Here is a 14,305-nt window from a genome sequence, read left to right as displayed (position 1 = left end):
CTCGATGCCCCATCGTTTCCGTTCGCTCCGTACGTCGGCGCTGGCTGCCATCGGCGCGCTTGCGCTGTCGGGCTGTTTCAGCCTCGGCGCCAAACCGCCGCCCTTCCTGCTGACGCTCGACCCCGACGCGGCACCTGCAGCGGGCACTGCACGCACCGCCGCCGACGCCGCAACGCTGACCATCCTGATCCCCACCGCCCCGCAAAAGCTGCGCACGACGCGCATCCCGGTGCAGCAGGACGGAGCGAGCGTCGCCTATGTCAAGGACGCGCAATGGGTCGAGGCGCCATCGCGCCTGTTCCAGCGCCTTTTGTCCGAAACGGTCGCCGCGCGCACGAACCGCGTCGTGCTCGACGAGGGGCAATATCTGACCGCCCCCGGCGAACAGCTTGCGGGACAGTTGATGGAATTTGGCGTCGATGCGCGCACCAACGAGGCCGTCGTCGTCTATCAGGCGATGCTCGTAAACAGCGGCGGCAAGACGGTAACGCAGCGCCGCTTCGAGGCGCGCGAACCGATCGGCAGCGCAGTCGAGGCCAAGCCGGCTGGCGAGGCGCTGACACGCGCCGCCAACCGCATCGCGGGCGAAGTCGCGGACTGGCTCGGCGGCGCCTGACGGGGCTCACCGGGCACGCTGCGCGGGCCCGGTGGCTTTTGGCAATCAGGCCGCAACCGCCTGCGGCGGTGCAATCTCTCCGCCCCCGGCCAGCCATCCGGCACATTCAGCACCCAGTTCGGCAAGCGCTCGCGCTTCATAGGCGGCCACATCGGCGTCGGTGAGCAATTCCTGCCAGCGACCGTTGCTGCCCTTGTTGATGAAGGTCGCTGCGCCGCCCTGGAAAATGGTGCCGCCAAGCGGTGCCGCCTTTTCGGCATTGGCCTTCATCCAGTCGAAGCTCGAATGAAGCACCGCCCGTTCAAAGGCTTCGTCGCTGAGCTCGACCTCCAGGAACGCCGCGACCTTGCGGATCGTGCCGGGCAGGTCGCGCTTCATGTCGGCGAAGTGGAGCATCAGCATGTTCGGCAGATGGCGGCCTTCCCACCAGGTGCGGACATTTTCCCACAGCGACCAGAAGGGCGCGCCGTCCTGATCGAGCCAGCGCCGGAAAAAGGCGACGACATCGGCCTCGGGGTGTTCGAGCGGCGGGCCCACACGCCCGGGCACCGAATTCAATATGTCATAGAATTCGGGAACGAAGTTGCTCGCATGGTTGAACATGCTCCACGCAATGTCGCGGCCGTCGCGCGCGATATAGATATGCTTGATCTCGGGCCGATAGACAAAGGCGTCGAGCGGGAGGTGCGTCTTGATGAAGCGGCGATGCGTCTGGGCATCGAGCAGCGCGAATTTTTCCTCCTCGGTCGGCAGCCGCAGGTCGAGCCACGGCGAAATGTCGGCGACGCGGACGTCGGGATCGCCCTGGAACAAAATCTGCCCGACGATCTGCTGCGTCCAGGTGGTCCCCGACTTGGCATAGGTGCTGACGATGACGTCGTCGGGACGGAACGCAAAACGATTCCAGATTGTCGAATCCATGTGGTGATTGTGAAACTCGCGCGTCTTGCGCGGATATTGCGGCGTATCGAACATTTTCCCTCCAAAAGGCAGGGTCGCGGCCCCGCATGCGCGATACGGTGCCGTGACGTCCGCCAGACATTCGCTTCGAGCCCCGGCCGATAGCGGATTGACGTTTTTGCTGGTGGTGCACCCTGCCCCGGCCTCCGCATCAATATGCGAAAGCTTGCACCTATTGCGCCCCTAACGGGACGGCTGCGCGCGGCCAATCGAAATGCTTGCATCGGGCGATGCAAAAGTGAATAGGCGACAGGTGAACTATCGTTGGGATGATGTTGCCGTTTTCCTGGCGCTTCTCCGCGAAAGGACGACGGGCCGCGCGGCAGCATGTCTGGGCTGCAGCCAGCCCACTGTCGTCCGCCGCATCGCCGCCCTGGAAGCGGCGAGCGGCCTGACGCTCTTCGACCGCAGTGCCGCGGGATTCATCCCGACCGAGGCCGCAATGCAACTGGCCGCGGTCGCTGAACGCATGGAGCGCGCGGCGCAGGACCTTGACGGGGAAATCAGCGACCTTCGCGGCGATACGGCACAGGCGGTGCGGCTGACCTTGCTCGATCATTTCGAACGGCTGTTCGTCCCTATCCTGTGCGCCTATCGTGATCACTGGCCCGACGTCCGCGTCGACATGTTCGCGAGCGACCGTATCTACGACCTCGCGCGGGGCGAAGCCGATATTGCCGTTCGCGGTCGCCTCAATGCCGAGGACGATGCGCTGGTGTCGCGGCGGCTGCCCGACTGCGCATGGACGCTCTATGCGCCCGCCGACATGCCGGACGACCGGCGGCCTTCGGGCTGGCACGATCTCGATAGCCACATCGTTGCCCTGCCCGACCAGATATTATCCCGACTGCCAATCTTCTTGCGGCTCGCCGAGGCGACGGCACGGAGCGGGCGCACGATGCGATGCAACAATTATAATTCGCTGCGTTCGACCGTGATAACCGCGCGCGCGATCACGGCGCTGCCGCTGACCGTCGGCGACCATGACCCCCTGCTGGTGCGCTGCTTCGCGCCGCCGCCCGAATTCGACGTTCCGATCTACCTGATCGGCCGGAGGGCATCGTTGCGGCGCCCTTTCGTTCGCGACCTGTTCGAGCGCATCGACGCATATTTCGCCGAGCATCCCGAATTTCTGACCGGCCATCGCCGGACCGGCCCGTCGGCTTCGTCGACGGCCGGACCGGCAGCCGCCACTCAGAGAGCGTCGGTCGACACGTCGAACCCCGACTGCTCGGCATAGCGCGCCCTGTCCTGCGCGCGCGCGACCGCGCGGTCGATCTGACGGACGCTTTCGGCAAATGTCTTGCGGATACATGTCGACGGGCGGGCATAGGGTCGTTTCGCTGCCTTGGCCTGCATCCTGCATACCGCGCGCGCCGCCTTTTTCGTCCGCTGGACGAGTGCCGCGACGCCGGCCGGCCGGGTGAGGTCCAGGTCGTCGTAACCCACGAACCTGGTGGGCTGCGCCGCCACTGACGCGGCTTGACGCATCGCCGATGCGGGCACCGCGACCAGGACCGTCGCCGCGAACAAAGCCATGACCGCCCCGATCGCGGTCACAAACCGCACGATGCGCCGCGATCTGTGCCGCCGGTCCCCGGCGCGGGAGCGTTGCAAAAGCCCAGAGGGAGATTCCAGATACATATATCGATCCTTCTTGCTGTTGTCGTGGCACGCGATGTGCGCGCCGACACGCTCACAGCAGATCGGACCGAAATCGCTCCAGTGCAGAAACTGAACCTCGCCGATACACAAACTGAACCTGTAGGCCCGCCTGCATATCCGGCCTCAGCCCAGCCCCTTTCGCCGTCCGCGCTCCTTCATCGCCATGACAAACGCGCGCACCGACGGCAGCGACGCGCGCGACGGCTCGAACAACAGGTTCACCGGCAGCGGCGGCGGCTGGTCGTCGGGCAACAGCGAAATCAGGCGGCCCGCCCCCACCGCTTCGGCCACCTGGTAACTCAGCAGGTTCGCGATCCCCATTCCCGCCTCTGCCGCCGCAAGCGCGCCATCGACCGTATTGACCGTCAACCGCCGCTGCGCATCGACACGCAGGCGTCCCGCGACAAAATGCCAATCACCGCTGGCGCGCGGCCCCATTGATCCGATCAGATTATGACCGTTCAGGTCGGCGACGCCCTCGGGCGCGCCATGCCGCGCGAGATAGCCGGGGCTCGCAACCAGCATCTGACGCACCGTACCGATCCTCACCGCCTTCAGCGCCGAATCGACGAGCGCGCCGATACGCACCGCGACATCGATGCCCTCCTCGACGATGCGTACATTGCGGTCGATCAGCATCATCCTCACCGATAGCGCGGCATGCTGTGCGAGCAGTTCGCCGACGACGGGCAGCACGTGCAGGCGGCCGAACATCACCGGCGCGGTCAGGTAAAGCTGGCCGCCCGGTTCGGCCTCCGCGCCGCGCAGTTCGCGCTCGGCGCCGGCAAGGTCAGCAAGGATGCGCTGCGCCTTCTCAAGGAAAATCTCGCCCGCATCGGTGAGCGCGACCGCGCGCGTCGATCGGTGGAACAGCACTGTCCCGAGCCGCGCCTCGAGCGCGGCGATCCCGCGCGTCACCGCAGGCGGCGAACTTCCGAGCTTGCGTGCCGCGGCCGCGAACCCGCCCTCGGCGGCGACCGCGACGAACATTTCGAGCGTGAGCAGGCGATCCATATTATTCCATTTATCGGAATAGACTTGTCAATTTTTTACAGATTATCTCGATCAGCGCAATTCACTATCTCGATTCTGCGAGCGGAGGGCCTCCCTCCACACTCCCGAACCTCCGCTCGCTCCACCTTCGAGGATTACCGACGATGGCGCGAAACTATCTCCACACCATCTTCACCGACGCCGCCCGCGCGCGGCAGGAGGCGCACGGTTCGCGCGCCTCCTATGCGCGGATGGAGGCCGGCGCGGACGGCACGCCCGACGCGCTGACCGACAAGGAAATATCCTTCGTCGAGGCGCGCGACAGCTTCTACATCGCCAGCGTCACGCCGCACGGCTGGCCCTATATGCAGCATCGCGGCGGCCCTCCCGGCTTTCTTCGCCATCTCGAGGCGAACCGCATCGGCTTCGCCGATTTTTCGGGCAATCGCCAATATATCAGCACGACGAACCTCGCCGAGAATCCGCGCGTGTCGCTGTTCCTGATGGATTATGCGAACCGGCGACGGCTCAAGCTGCTCGGCCATGCCGTGATCGTCGAGCAGGCCGACGATCCCGCCACTGTCGCGGCGTTGATGCCGCAGGAATATCGCGCGGCGCCCGAACGCGCCTTCCTGATCGACGTGATCGGCTGGGAATGGAATTGCCCCCAGCACATCACGCCGCGCTTCACCGAGGGCGAAATTTCCGCCGCGATCAAGCCGATGGCGGCCGAGCTCAACCAGCTACGCGCCGAGGTCGAAGCCCTGCGCGCCACTCAAAAGGGAGAATGACGATGATCCGCCTCTTTGGTTCACCAATGTCGGGCAATGTCCACAAGGTCCGCATGGCGCTCGCCTTCCTCGGGATCGCATGGGAGGAGGTGACGGTCGACGCCGCGGCGCGGCAGGACGAGGCCTTTCGCGCACTCAACCCGATGGCGCAGATTCCCGTATATGTCGAAGGCGATTTCGTGCTGCGCGACAGCCAGGCGATCGCCGCCTATCTCGCCGCGCGCCACCGCCCCGGCGAATGGGACGGACGCACCCCCGAAGAGCGCGGCGCGATCGCCGTCTGGTTGTCGCATGCGGCGAACGAGATTTTCAACGGACCCGCGCTGCTGCGCGCCGAAAAGCTGTTCGACTGGTCGATCGACCGCGAGCGCGCCCGCGCCGTCGCCGCGCGCATCCTGCCCGTCGTCGACGCGCATCTTGCATCGCGTCAATGGCTCGTCGGCGAGCGTCTGACGATCGCCGACATCGCCGCGAGTCCCTATCTCGCGCTCGCCCCCGACGGCGGCATCGACCTCGAAGAATGGCCGCATATCCGCGACTGGACGCGCCGCATCGCCGCGCTGCCGGGCTTCCCCGCGATGCCGGGTTGGCCCTCAGCCGAGAGCTGATACGAAGGAGGCGCCCGAAACAGGAGTCCCTCCGCGATGACCACCAACCCTGCCCCCGCCTTTGCCGCGATCATGTTCCTGACCGGCGTCGGCATCCCGATCCTCGCCGCGCTCAACGGCGGGCTCGGCGCGCGGCTGGGGAGCCCGCTTGCAGCATCGGTCATCCTCTTCGGCCTCGCGCTCGCCATCGCGCTCGCGGGCGCAGCGCTCACCGGCTCGCTCGGCGCGATCCGCGTCGGCGGCGACATTCCGTTCGCCTTCCATTTCGGCGGGCTGTTCGTCGCCTTCTATGTCATCGCGGTCACCTTCATCGCGCCCCGCTTCGGCGTCGGCAATGCGATCTTCTTCGTCCTCGTCGGCCAGCTCGCAAGCGCGGCGGTGATCGACCATTTCGGCCTGTTCGGATCGCTCCGCTACCCGATCGACGCGCGCCGCATTGCGGGCATCGCGCTGATGGTCGCCGGCGTCTGGCTCGCCCGCCGCGTCGGATGACCCCTTCCCCTTTGCGCGCGCCTCGCCTATGGTCGCGACCATCCCCGGGGAGCCTGTGTGCAGCAACAGGTTGAGAGCGGAACAGCCCGCGACCCGTCGAACCTGATCCCGGTAATACGGGCGGAGGGAGGGTTGGCTTTCACCGCGTGAAATCCATTCTCGCTCCGACATCTTTGGAGCGAACAGACATGGCCGACATCGACAGCCGCCTCGACAAGACGCAAGCCGAACCGATCGGAATCACCACCGGCCCGATCCGCGGCAGCCGCAAGGTCCACGTCGCCAGTCCCACCGGCAGCGGCATCCGCGTCGCGATGCGCGAGATCATGCTCGAACCGTCGAGCGGCGAGCCGCCGGTGCGCGTCTATGACACGTCGGGGCCCTACACCGACCCCGATGCGCGCATCGACATCCACGCCGGCCTCCCCGAACTGCGCGCCCCCTGGATCCGCGCGCGCGGCGATGTCGAGGAGGTTGCGCAGCGCGAGGTCCGGCCCGAGGACAACGGCCAGCTCGGCCCCGACCGCTCGGGCGGCGTCCCCGCCTTCCCCAACGTCCGCAAGACCGTGCTGCGCGCGAAGCCGGGCGCGAACGTCAGCCAGATGCACTATGCCCGCCGCGGCATCATCACGCCCGAGATGGAATATGTCGCCACCCGCGAAAATCTCGGCCGCGAACGCCTCGCCGAATATGTCCGCGACGGGCAGGACTGGGGCGCGAGCATCCCCGACTATGTCACCCCCGAATTCGTCCGCGAAGAGGTCGCGCGCGGCCGCGCGATCATCCCCAGCAACATCAACCACCCCGAAAGCGAGCCGATGGCGATCGGCCGCAACTTCCTCGTCAAGATCAACGCCAATATCGGCAACAGCGCGGTCGCCAGCGACGTCGCCTCCGAAGTCGACAAGATGGTCTGGTCGATCCGCTGGGGCGCCGACACCGTCATGGACCTGTCGACGGGGCGCAACATCCACGACACGCGCGAATGGATCATCCGCAATTCGCCCGTCCCGATCGGCACCGTCCCCATCTATCAGGCGCTGGAGAAGGTCGGCGGCGTCGCCGAGGAACTGACGTGGGAAATCTTCCGCGACACGCTCATCGAACAGGCCGAGCAGGGCGTCGACTATTTCACGATCCATGCGGGCGTCCGCCTGCCTTACGTCCCGCTCGCCGCCAAGCGCGTCACCGGCATCGTCAGCCGCGGCGGCAGCATCATGGCGAAATGGTGCCTCGCGCATCACAAGGAATCGTTCCTCTACGAGCGCTTCGACGAGATTACCGAGATCATGAAGGCCTATGACATCGCCTACAGCCTCGGCGACGGCCTGCGCCCCGGCAGCATCGCCGACGCGAACGACGAGGCGCAGTTCGCCGAGCTCTACACGCTGGGCGAGCTCACCAAGCGCGCGTGGGAACAGGATGTGCAGGTGATGATCGAGGGGCCGGGCCACGTCCCGATGCACAAGATCAAGGAGAATATGGACAAGCAATTGGAAGCGTGCGGCGAGGCGCCCTTCTACACGCTTGGCCCCCTCACCACCGACATCGCGCCGGGATACGACCATATCACCAGCGGCATCGGCGCCGCGATGATCGGCTGGTACGGCACCGCGATGCTTTGCTACGTCACGCCCAAGGAGCATCTGGGCCTGCCCGACCGCGACGATGTGAAGGTCGGCGTCGTCACCTACAAGCTCGCCGCCCACGCCGCCGACCTCGCCAAGGGCCACCCCGCCGCGCAGGTCCGCGACGACGCGCTATCGAAAGCGCGCTTCGAATTCCGCTGGCGCGACCAGTTCAACCTGTCGCTCGACCCCGACACCGCCGAGCAGTACCACGACCAGACCCTCCCCGCCGAGGGCGCCAAGTCGGCGCATTTCTGCAGCATGTGCGGGCCTAAGTTCTGTTCGATGAAGATCAGCCAGGAGGTGCGGGAATTTGCCGCAAAGCAGAACCAGCCCGCCGAAAATTTCATCGCGGCGGAAGAAGCCAAGAAGCTTGTGCCGAGCGAAGTCGAGGCAGGCATGGCCGAGATGAGCGAGCTGTTCAAGGAGACGGGGAGCGAGCTTTATATGGGTGCGGGTGGCAGGGAGCATGATTGAAGCCCGAAAGCTTTGACAAGACTATATGTTCACCTTATGTTCTCATGTTCAGATTAACGGGATCGCAATTGGCGGGCCACTAGGTTAAGAAGGGGCCTCGCGGAAGGACAAGGCAATGTTACTTTACAGGCGAACAAGCTTGCTTGATTCCCCGGCGCAGACCTTGGTCAACACGGTCAACTGTGTCGGAGTAATGGGCAAGGGATTGGCCCGCGAGTTCAAAGGCCGGGAACCATCAATGTTCACCCGGTACAAGGAAATCTGTGATCGAAGCCAGCTTCAGCCAGGGAAACTATGGCTGTGGCGAGGCGTGAGCAATTGGGTTCTAAATTTCCCTACAAAAGTTCATTGGAGAAACCCTTCGAGAATTGAATGGATTGAAGAAGGCCTTCAGAAGTTTGTTGACACATATGAGGATCTCAAAATTCGAGAAATCTCATTCCCGAGACTTGGATGTGGAAATGGAAATTTAGACTGGGAAGATGTAAAACCTTTAATGGAGCACTTTTTGAAAAGAGTGCGCATTCCAGTATATATCCATGACTTCCAGAAGGATATTGGGATACCTGAACATCTGGAAATGATCTCCGATAGAGCAGCGGAGGGCATTCCCTTGGGTGTGGAGTTTGAAACATTCGTCAATGGGCTGCGCGTTATCTCAACCTTAGGCGGGGACAGCCTTGTCGATTTAAATTCAAATCAGGCATTCAAGGCCAGAGTAAATGATTGCCAATCTCTACAGATTGAATCGAACACTGGAACGTGGGAGTTCGACGCTGAAGACCTTCACGGAGTTTGGGTCTCACTTCTACGGGGATTGGTGACCAAAGAGCGAGCTGAATGGTCAAAAGGCGAGGGCGGCAATTTTATAATAACGCTGCTTAGCATGCTACCCAACACTCGCCCGGTCGAAATTCAGCGTGGGAATGAACCTGAAATCGCTGTTGAATTGCAGCCTTGGGCACGACGGATCGGCACCACTTCACCCGCGCATGAACAGCTCAGGCTCGAATGGCACTAAGCGCAGAAGAGGCGGATGCACACATCTTAGAATGGGAGCGAAAACTCGATCTCCCATACTTCTCGCATAGGTCAAAATGGCCATCTAGGCTGTTCCATCATGCACCGTTGGAAAACGCGGTTCAGATACTGAGCGAGGGAGTTCTACGATCCCGCGCTGACCCCGATATAAATCTCCGTCGGAATGTTGCGGGGGACGGCGTTATCGATGCCAGAGTAGACGCTCACGAATTTGTCCGATTGTATTTTCGACCCAGGACGCCGACCCAGTTTCACATCGAGGGAATTCGAAAGCGACTAGAATGCGAGTTCGGCCATCAGGCCCCAATACTCATAATGTTTGTTCTAAAAGCGCGTCCGATTTTAACTAGACTGGGAACTCGCTTTTCGAATGAAAATATGCAGCGAAATTCTGCATTAGTAGGAGATGACGCCGCGTTCTTTGCGGGAATTCCTTGGGAGAAAGTATACCATGAAGGCGGTTTAAATGGCGACCATTCTATTATTGGCCACCGATGCGCAGAGGTCTTAGCGACATCACCATTAGATCTTAATGAAAGCCTTGATTGGATTTATTGCCGATCCGAAGCAGAACGCGATACCTTATTGTATTTTCTGGGCGATAGAGCTGATGATTGGCGCCCAAAAATCAGAGTTTCTGACGATATTCGTGTCTTCAATCGTTTGCTTGCTTATGTTGAACACGTCCATTTAAGTGGCGAGGGCGCGATCTTTGAAATTCACCCGCGCAATGATAGCAGAAACATTGACTTCCGAATTAATATTATAGATTCAGAAGGCGTGGTTGTAGCTGAATTTGTTAATGACAACTTTCGCCCCATTCCACCCAATGCTAAGAGATGGCGAGTGCCGTCTGTTTTGATTCCGGGAACCTACCTCGTTAAAATTTGGATCGAAGACGAAATCGCGTTTGAAGCTCCGCTAATGCTTGGCGACGACCTCGTCTAACATCGACGGGCAGCCGATCGTGCGGTTCGATCAATGACGGTTTACTAAACCTCCAAATCCCGGCCCCCACGGAGTGGCCGTCAATCGGCCCCACCCCCACATCATGCTACACCCCCACCCATGCGCGCCCGAAACCCCCTCTACGTCATGGCCAAGCCGCCGCCAGAGAGGTGCAGGCGCAGATCGCCGCGCTGCCCCGCAACGCCCCCGGACGCGGCCCCCACCTCCTCCATGTCACGCTCATCTCGCTCTACGAACTGCACCATGCGCGCCGCCCGAGTGGCTGCCCGCGACCATCGCCGCGCTGGACGGCTTCGTCGCACCGCCCTTCCCGCTCCGCTTCGACCGGATCGAGAACCGCAAGGCGGTGACGCTGCGCACGCGCGACCCGCTGGCTGGGGCGCGGGCAGCCAGCCGGGGCGCGTCGCGGCCGTTCCGGCAGCCGCGACCTTTGCGCGTTCCTGCGCTATGCTGCGCGGCGCAGGGGCGAGTCGCATCGGGGACGAGGGGGCACCGCACAAAATTCGGGACTGTGACCGGCGGCACTGCCGTGCGCAGGTCGCCCTCGCACAGAGCCGCCGTGCACCGCAACGGGTGCGCGTATCAGAATCGAGGTTTCGCATGACCCGCTCCGTCTCCTGGCGTCGGGACATGATGATCCCGAAGCGAAAGGACCTGCATGACGACCACCCCCCGCTTGATCCGCCCCGCGACGCGCCCCGTGCGCTCGCGTTTCTTCGACAGCGCCTTGTGGGACGATTTCCCGATGCGCGGCGACGACATCGTGATTTCGACCTATCCCAAATGCGGCACCACCTGGACACAGCGCATCGTCGGCATGCTCGTCTTCGGCAGCGCGGCGCCCTTTGCGGTGCACGACAGCTCGCCCTGGCCCGATTTCCGCTTCATCCCGCCCGAGGCGACGCGCGCGCTTGCCGCGTCGCAGACGCACCGCCGCTTCCTGAAGTCGCACCTGCCCTTCGATGCGCTGCCCGTGCACGAGGGCGTGAAGTTCATCCACGTCGCGCGCGACGGCCGCGACGCCGCGATGTCCTTCTTCAACCACAAGAGCAAATATACCCCCGGCATCGTCGAGGAGTTCGCGCGCGTCAGCATGGCGGACCCGAAGTTCGGCGATACAATGGAGTTCGTGCCGACCGACCCGGCGCAGCATTTCCACGACTGGCTCGTCGGCGACGAGGATGCGCTCGGTGACCCCGGAGCGTCATATTTCGCGATGGAAACCAGCTTTTGGGAAGCGCGGAGCGACCCCAATGTCCTGCTCGTCCACTATAACGACCTCAAGGCCGATCGCGGCGGCGAGATGCGGCGGATTGCCGAATTCCTCGACATCGCGATCGACGAAGCGCTGTGGCCTTCGCTGATCGAGGCGGCGGGCTTCGACGCGATGAAAGCGGCGTCGGACCAGTTGATGCCGACCGCCGCCGACATCTGGGAAGGCGGCGGCAAGACCTTCCTGCACAAGGGCACCAACGGCCGCTGGCGCGACATTTTCCGCGCCGACGACCTCGCGCTCTATGATGCAAAGGTCGCCGCCGAATTCAGCCCCGAACTCGCCGCATGGTGCGAGCACGGGCGGCTCGGCGCCAAGGCGCTCGCGGCCTGACGCGCGGCGCGGCGGTACGGGGTGGCGCCTAGGCGGGCGCCACCTCGGCCGTCGCCGCACGCTCGATCGCGCGGCGCCAGCCGGGCTCGACGTCGATCAGGAAGATGTCGGCCAGCGCGCGTTCGATCGCATCGGCGTCGAGGTATCGCTGCTCGACCGCGCCGTCGGCGTGGCGGATCGTCAGCCGATTGTCGCGCAGCCCGTGCCGCGCCGCATCGGTCGTCCGCGCGGCGACGAGCATGTGGCGGAAATGCGACGCGGGATGCGTCGAGGTGTACCAATTGCCGACCTCCAGGTCGATCGCCGGCGCGGGGCTGTCCTCCACGTCGTAAAGCACGCGCCACTCGCCCATGACCTCGGCCTCGACGCGGTATGAACGCCGTCCGCGGCGCACGCGATAGCGCTCGTGCCGCGTCGGCTGCGGCCGCGAATGGTCCATCGCGAGCGGCTGCGGCGGCACCGTCGCGCCGAACCCCACGTCGACGAGCCACGCGCGCCCGTCCAGCATCACGCGCAGCACCAGGTGCGTGCGTGCTGTCGGCGGCGCGTCGCCCGGCATCATCCACCGCACGCGGCCGAGCAAGGGTTCGGCGACAAAGCCCGCCGCCCGCAGCACACGCAGGAACAGCCCATTTTGTTCGAAACAATATCCGCCGCGCCGCCGCGGCCCGAGCAGCTTGGCATCGACGGCCTCCGCGCCGGTATCGACCGCCTGGCCCATCAGGGGGTCGAAGGATTCGAACGGGATCGCGGCCAGATGCGCCGCCTGCAACGCGCGCAAAACCTCCATCGTCGGCGCGGGCGGCGGCCCCGCATAGCCCGTGCGCTCCGCGTGGCGCGTCAACAGCGATGGCGCCGCATCGATAGTCGATAAATCGGGAGAAAACGGGCGGTAGAGCATCGGCAAATCATCCTTTCGCGAATCATTTGCCTCCGTCTCTGCAAGCTCAACCGCGCTTTAGGTCAAGCGCCCGTTCGGATGGCGCGGCGGCGCGGTCTAATAGACATTGCGCTCGCGGCGCAGTTCGGCGCGGCCGTCCTTCCAGTTCACCTCCGCCGCGGGCTCGTCGGGCTTGCCCGGTGCGAACAGCTCGAAAACCACCGTCCCGTCATTCTGGGTGCTTTCGATCACGCGTTCGGGGGTGAAACTGTCGGGCGCCGCCCCGGCCGCCGCGATCACCTCGGCCGGCGCCGCGGTCCACTCGATGTCGCGCTGGACCTCGACCACGCGGTACTGGCCGCCCTCCTCCAATATATCGAGTTCGATCTCGCTGCCGTCGGCGCGCGTGCCTTCGACGTCATAGAAGACCATGCCGTCGCGCTCCTTGCGCTCGGCCTCGACGATCGTCATGTCGGGAATCCGGGTGAGCACCGCCGCGCGCACCGCGTCGGGCAGGTCGGCGGCCGCGATCTTGTCGATACGCGCTGCGGGGCCGGCGGGAAGCACCGCATTTGCACCTGCATCGCCCCTGGCGTCCGCCGCCGGATCCTCGCTGCACCCTGCAAGCACGCCCAGCGCCGCCGCCGCTACGACCATCCTGCGAACCATCGTCACTCTCCCTCGGCCGGAACGCTGGAAACGATGCCCACCCTAAACCCACACAACAACCGAGTCGAGCCTGCTGCTGTCGGGCGTTGCCGCGCGCCGACGAAAGCCGGCACGCATTCGGCGACCCCCTTCCACGCTCCGCGCGGGACCGACAGCGATTGCGCCTATATGGGCGGCTCGGTGAAAGTGAACGGCGGCGGCGTGACCTATCCGATCATTCTCGGCGCGTGCATCACGACCGCCGCCGAAAAGATCGTTGCCGTCTATACCTACGATGTCCCTGGGAAAGACGGCGACATCGCGGGCAAGATGCGGAGCGCGCGCTCGGTCGCCATGTCGATCCGTCCGGCGTCATAGCGCAGCGCGAGGTTCATTGAGCTCGGCCAGGTCAGCCGTCCGACCGGCACCGATCGCGGGACGGCGTAAACACTGGCGCCTCCGCTCGAAGATCGAGCAGGTGCCTGTGGAAAAGCTGGCCATCGACCACAACCTCTCCGGCGCGTTCGGCGCCGAAACGGGAGAGCAAGAACGCGTTGCGCCGCGATGGCGGCAACAGGAAGCTAACCTCGGCAATTGATTCATGCTGCTTGGCAAATTCGATCGCCTTTCGCGCGATGGCGGCGCCATATCCGAAAGCCCGGGGATGCAGGACGAGACCGAAATCCCAATCATCTCCTTCCAACTGGAATCCGCCCCAGCCTGCGTAACGCCCGTCGATCATTATCGCCCAATGGCCGAGTCCGTCGCGTCGCCAGCACTCTTCTTTCGCAGCCACGAAAGCCCGGACCGTCTCGATATCCCACGGCGCGCGCATCAAGGGCAAATGGCGCGCAATCCGCTCGTCGGCCATGTGGTCCAATATTTGCGCCGCCGGTATCTCTGACAGCCGCAAAAACGTTATCTCGGGACG

At 63.9% G+C, this 14,305-nt stretch carries 16 protein-coding genes and 1 riboswitch; of the genes, 10 read left to right on the top strand and 6 right to left on the bottom strand.

Going from position 1 to position 14,305, the window contains the following annotated elements; all coding sequences use genetic code 11:
- Window positions 1–4: 4 nt before the first annotated feature.
- On the top strand, window positions 5–616 hold the full coding sequence (locus tag H7692_RS13075) for an ABC-type transport auxiliary lipoprotein family protein (protein ID WP_201927874.1): 612 nt from the start codon (window positions 5–7) through the stop codon (window positions 614–616).
- Between the two features lie 45 nt (window positions 617–661).
- On the opposite strand, the gene H7692_RS13070 is transcribed toward H7692_RS13075, so the two are convergent.
- The gene (locus H7692_RS13070) at window positions 662–1,591 is read right to left on the bottom strand and encodes a sulfotransferase domain-containing protein (RefSeq protein ID WP_201927876.1); all 930 of its coding nucleotides are present in this window, start codon (window positions 1,589–1,591) and stop codon (window positions 662–664) included.
- A 238-nt stretch (window positions 1,592–1,829) separates the two neighbouring features.
- Here H7692_RS13070 and H7692_RS13065 point away from each other — a divergent pair, with 238 nt between their 5' ends.
- Window positions 1,830–2,816 carry a LysR family transcriptional regulator gene (locus H7692_RS13065; RefSeq protein WP_222137091.1) on the top strand — a complete coding sequence of 329 codons (987 nt, stop codon included), beginning with the start codon at window positions 1,830–1,832 and terminating at the stop codon, window positions 2,814–2,816.
- Here the strand turns inward: H7692_RS13065 and H7692_RS13060 are convergent.
- Window positions 2,771–3,115: a UrcA family protein gene (locus H7692_RS13060; RefSeq protein ID WP_227340324.1), complete on the bottom strand. Its 345-nt coding sequence runs from the start codon at window positions 3,113–3,115 to the stop codon at window positions 2,771–2,773. The genes H7692_RS13065 and H7692_RS13060 overlap by 46 nt on opposite strands.
- A gap of 249 nt (window positions 3,116–3,364) precedes the next feature.
- Window positions 3,365–4,255 (bottom strand): LysR substrate-binding domain-containing protein, encoded by an 891-nt coding sequence (locus H7692_RS13055; protein ID WP_227340323.1) that lies wholly within the window; start codon window positions 4,253–4,255, stop codon window positions 3,365–3,367.
- 143 nt (window positions 4,256–4,398) lie between these two features.
- Between H7692_RS13055 and H7692_RS13050 the strand changes: the two genes are divergently transcribed.
- From H7692_RS13050 to H7692_RS13020, 7 genes are all read left to right on the top strand, one after another.
- Window positions 4,399–5,025 carry a pyridoxamine 5'-phosphate oxidase family protein gene (locus H7692_RS13050; protein ID WP_227340322.1) on the top strand — a complete coding sequence of 209 codons (627 nt, stop codon included), beginning with the start codon at window positions 4,399–4,401 and terminating at the stop codon, window positions 5,023–5,025.
- 2 nt (window positions 5,026–5,027) lie between these two features.
- Entirely contained in the window at window positions 5,028–5,633 is a 606-nt protein-coding gene (locus H7692_RS13045; RefSeq protein ID WP_227340321.1) for a glutathione S-transferase family protein, read from the top strand.
- 36 nt (window positions 5,634–5,669) lie between these two features.
- Complete coding sequence (locus H7692_RS13040; protein ID WP_201927884.1) at window positions 5,670–6,125, top strand: DMT family transporter; 456 nt, start codon at window positions 5,670–5,672, stop codon at window positions 6,123–6,125.
- Window positions 6,126–6,160: 35 nt separating this feature from the next.
- Window positions 6,161–6,271, top strand: a riboswitch (TPP riboswitch).
- A gap of 42 nt (window positions 6,272–6,313) precedes the next feature.
- Window positions 6,314–8,230, top strand: a complete 1,917-nt coding sequence (thiC, locus tag H7692_RS13035; protein ID WP_227340320.1) for a phosphomethylpyrimidine synthase ThiC — start codon at window positions 6,314–6,316, stop codon at window positions 8,228–8,230.
- Between the two features lie 139 nt (window positions 8,231–8,369).
- A complete protein-coding gene (locus tag H7692_RS13030) occupies window positions 8,370–9,251 on the top strand; it encodes a macro domain-containing protein (RefSeq protein WP_227340319.1) in 882 nt (293 codons plus the stop codon).
- The gene (locus H7692_RS13025) at window positions 9,242–10,219 is read left to right on the top strand and encodes a DarT ssDNA thymidine ADP-ribosyltransferase family protein (RefSeq protein ID WP_227340318.1); all 978 of its coding nucleotides are present in this window, start codon (window positions 9,242–9,244) and stop codon (window positions 10,217–10,219) included. Before H7692_RS13030 ends, H7692_RS13025 begins: the two co-directional genes overlap by 10 nt.
- A 679-nt stretch (window positions 10,220–10,898) precedes the next feature.
- Window positions 10,899–11,846: a sulfotransferase domain-containing protein gene (locus H7692_RS13020; protein WP_227340317.1), complete on the top strand. Its 948-nt coding sequence runs from the start codon at window positions 10,899–10,901 to the stop codon at window positions 11,844–11,846.
- Window positions 11,847–11,874: 28 nt separating this feature from the next.
- Here the strand turns inward: H7692_RS13020 and H7692_RS13015 are convergent, their stop codons facing one another.
- Window positions 11,875–12,747: an arylamine N-acetyltransferase family protein gene (locus H7692_RS13015; RefSeq protein WP_227340316.1), complete on the bottom strand. Its 873-nt coding sequence runs from the start codon at window positions 12,745–12,747 to the stop codon at window positions 11,875–11,877.
- 96 nt (window positions 12,748–12,843) lie between these two features.
- Complete coding sequence (locus H7692_RS13010) at window positions 12,844–13,395, bottom strand: hypothetical protein (RefSeq protein WP_222137082.1); 552 nt, start codon at window positions 13,393–13,395, stop codon at window positions 12,844–12,846.
- Between the two features lie 33 nt (window positions 13,396–13,428).
- Between H7692_RS13010 and H7692_RS13005 the strand changes: the two genes are divergently transcribed.
- Window positions 13,429–13,752 (top strand): hypothetical protein, encoded by a 324-nt coding sequence (locus tag H7692_RS13005; protein ID WP_227340315.1) that lies wholly within the window; start codon window positions 13,429–13,431, stop codon window positions 13,750–13,752.
- Window positions 13,753–13,783: 31 nt separating this feature from the next.
- On the opposite strand, the gene H7692_RS13000 is transcribed toward H7692_RS13005, so the two are convergent.
- Complete coding sequence (locus H7692_RS13000) at window positions 13,784–14,245, bottom strand: GNAT family N-acetyltransferase (protein WP_201927899.1); 462 nt, start codon at window positions 14,243–14,245, stop codon at window positions 13,784–13,786.
- Window positions 14,246–14,305 lie beyond the last annotated feature (60 nt).

Source organism: Sphingopyxis sp. P8 (assembly GCF_020622175.1).
Taxonomy (GTDB): Bacteria; Pseudomonadota; Alphaproteobacteria; order Sphingomonadales; family Sphingomonadaceae; genus Sphingopyxis; species Sphingopyxis jiangsuensis.
Note: the sequence above shows the minus strand (reverse complement) of the source record. Positions and strands in the feature narration are given on the sequence as shown.

What these genes read in the sequence shown, in the direction of transcription:
- H7692_RS13050 (WP_227340322.1), top strand. Translation starts at nt 4,399, where the DNA reads ATGGCGCGAAACTATCTCCACACCATCTTCACCGACGCCGCCCGCGCG.
- H7692_RS13060 (WP_227340324.1), bottom strand. Translation starts at nt 3,115, where the DNA reads ATGGCTTTGTTCGCGGCGACGGTCCTGGTCGCGGTGCCCGCATCGGCG.
- H7692_RS13000 (WP_201927899.1), bottom strand. Translation starts at nt 14,245, where the DNA reads ATGGCCGACGAGCGGATTGCGCGCCATTTGCCCTTGATGCGCGCGCCG.
- H7692_RS13010 (WP_222137082.1), bottom strand. Translation starts at nt 13,395, where the DNA reads ATGGTTCGCAGGATGGTCGTAGCGGCGGCGGCGCTGGGCGTGCTTGCA.
- H7692_RS13055 (WP_227340323.1), bottom strand. Translation starts at nt 4,255, where the DNA reads ATGGATCGCCTGCTCACGCTCGAAATGTTCGTCGCGGTCGCCGCCGAG.
- H7692_RS13075 (WP_201927874.1), top strand. Translation starts at nt 5, where the DNA reads ATGCCCCATCGTTTCCGTTCGCTCCGTACGTCGGCGCTGGCTGCCATC.
- H7692_RS13070 (WP_201927876.1), bottom strand. Translation starts at nt 1,591, where the DNA reads ATGTTCGATACGCCGCAATATCCGCGCAAGACGCGCGAGTTTCACAAT.
- H7692_RS13015 (WP_227340316.1), bottom strand. Translation starts at nt 12,747, where the DNA reads ATGCTCTACCGCCCGTTTTCTCCCGATTTATCGACTATCGATGCGGCG.
- H7692_RS13040 (WP_201927884.1), top strand. Translation starts at nt 5,670, where the DNA reads ATGACCACCAACCCTGCCCCCGCCTTTGCCGCGATCATGTTCCTGACC.
- H7692_RS13025 (WP_227340318.1), top strand. Translation starts at nt 9,242, where the DNA reads ATGGCACTAAGCGCAGAAGAGGCGGATGCACACATCTTAGAATGGGAG.
- H7692_RS13020 (WP_227340317.1), top strand. Translation starts at nt 10,899, where the DNA reads ATGACGACCACCCCCCGCTTGATCCGCCCCGCGACGCGCCCCGTGCGC.
- H7692_RS13045 (WP_227340321.1), top strand. Translation starts at nt 5,028, where the DNA reads ATGATCCGCCTCTTTGGTTCACCAATGTCGGGCAATGTCCACAAGGTC.
- thiC (WP_227340320.1), top strand. Translation starts at nt 6,314, where the DNA reads ATGGCCGACATCGACAGCCGCCTCGACAAGACGCAAGCCGAACCGATC.
- H7692_RS13005 (WP_227340315.1), top strand. Translation starts at nt 13,429, where the DNA reads ATGCCCACCCTAAACCCACACAACAACCGAGTCGAGCCTGCTGCTGTC.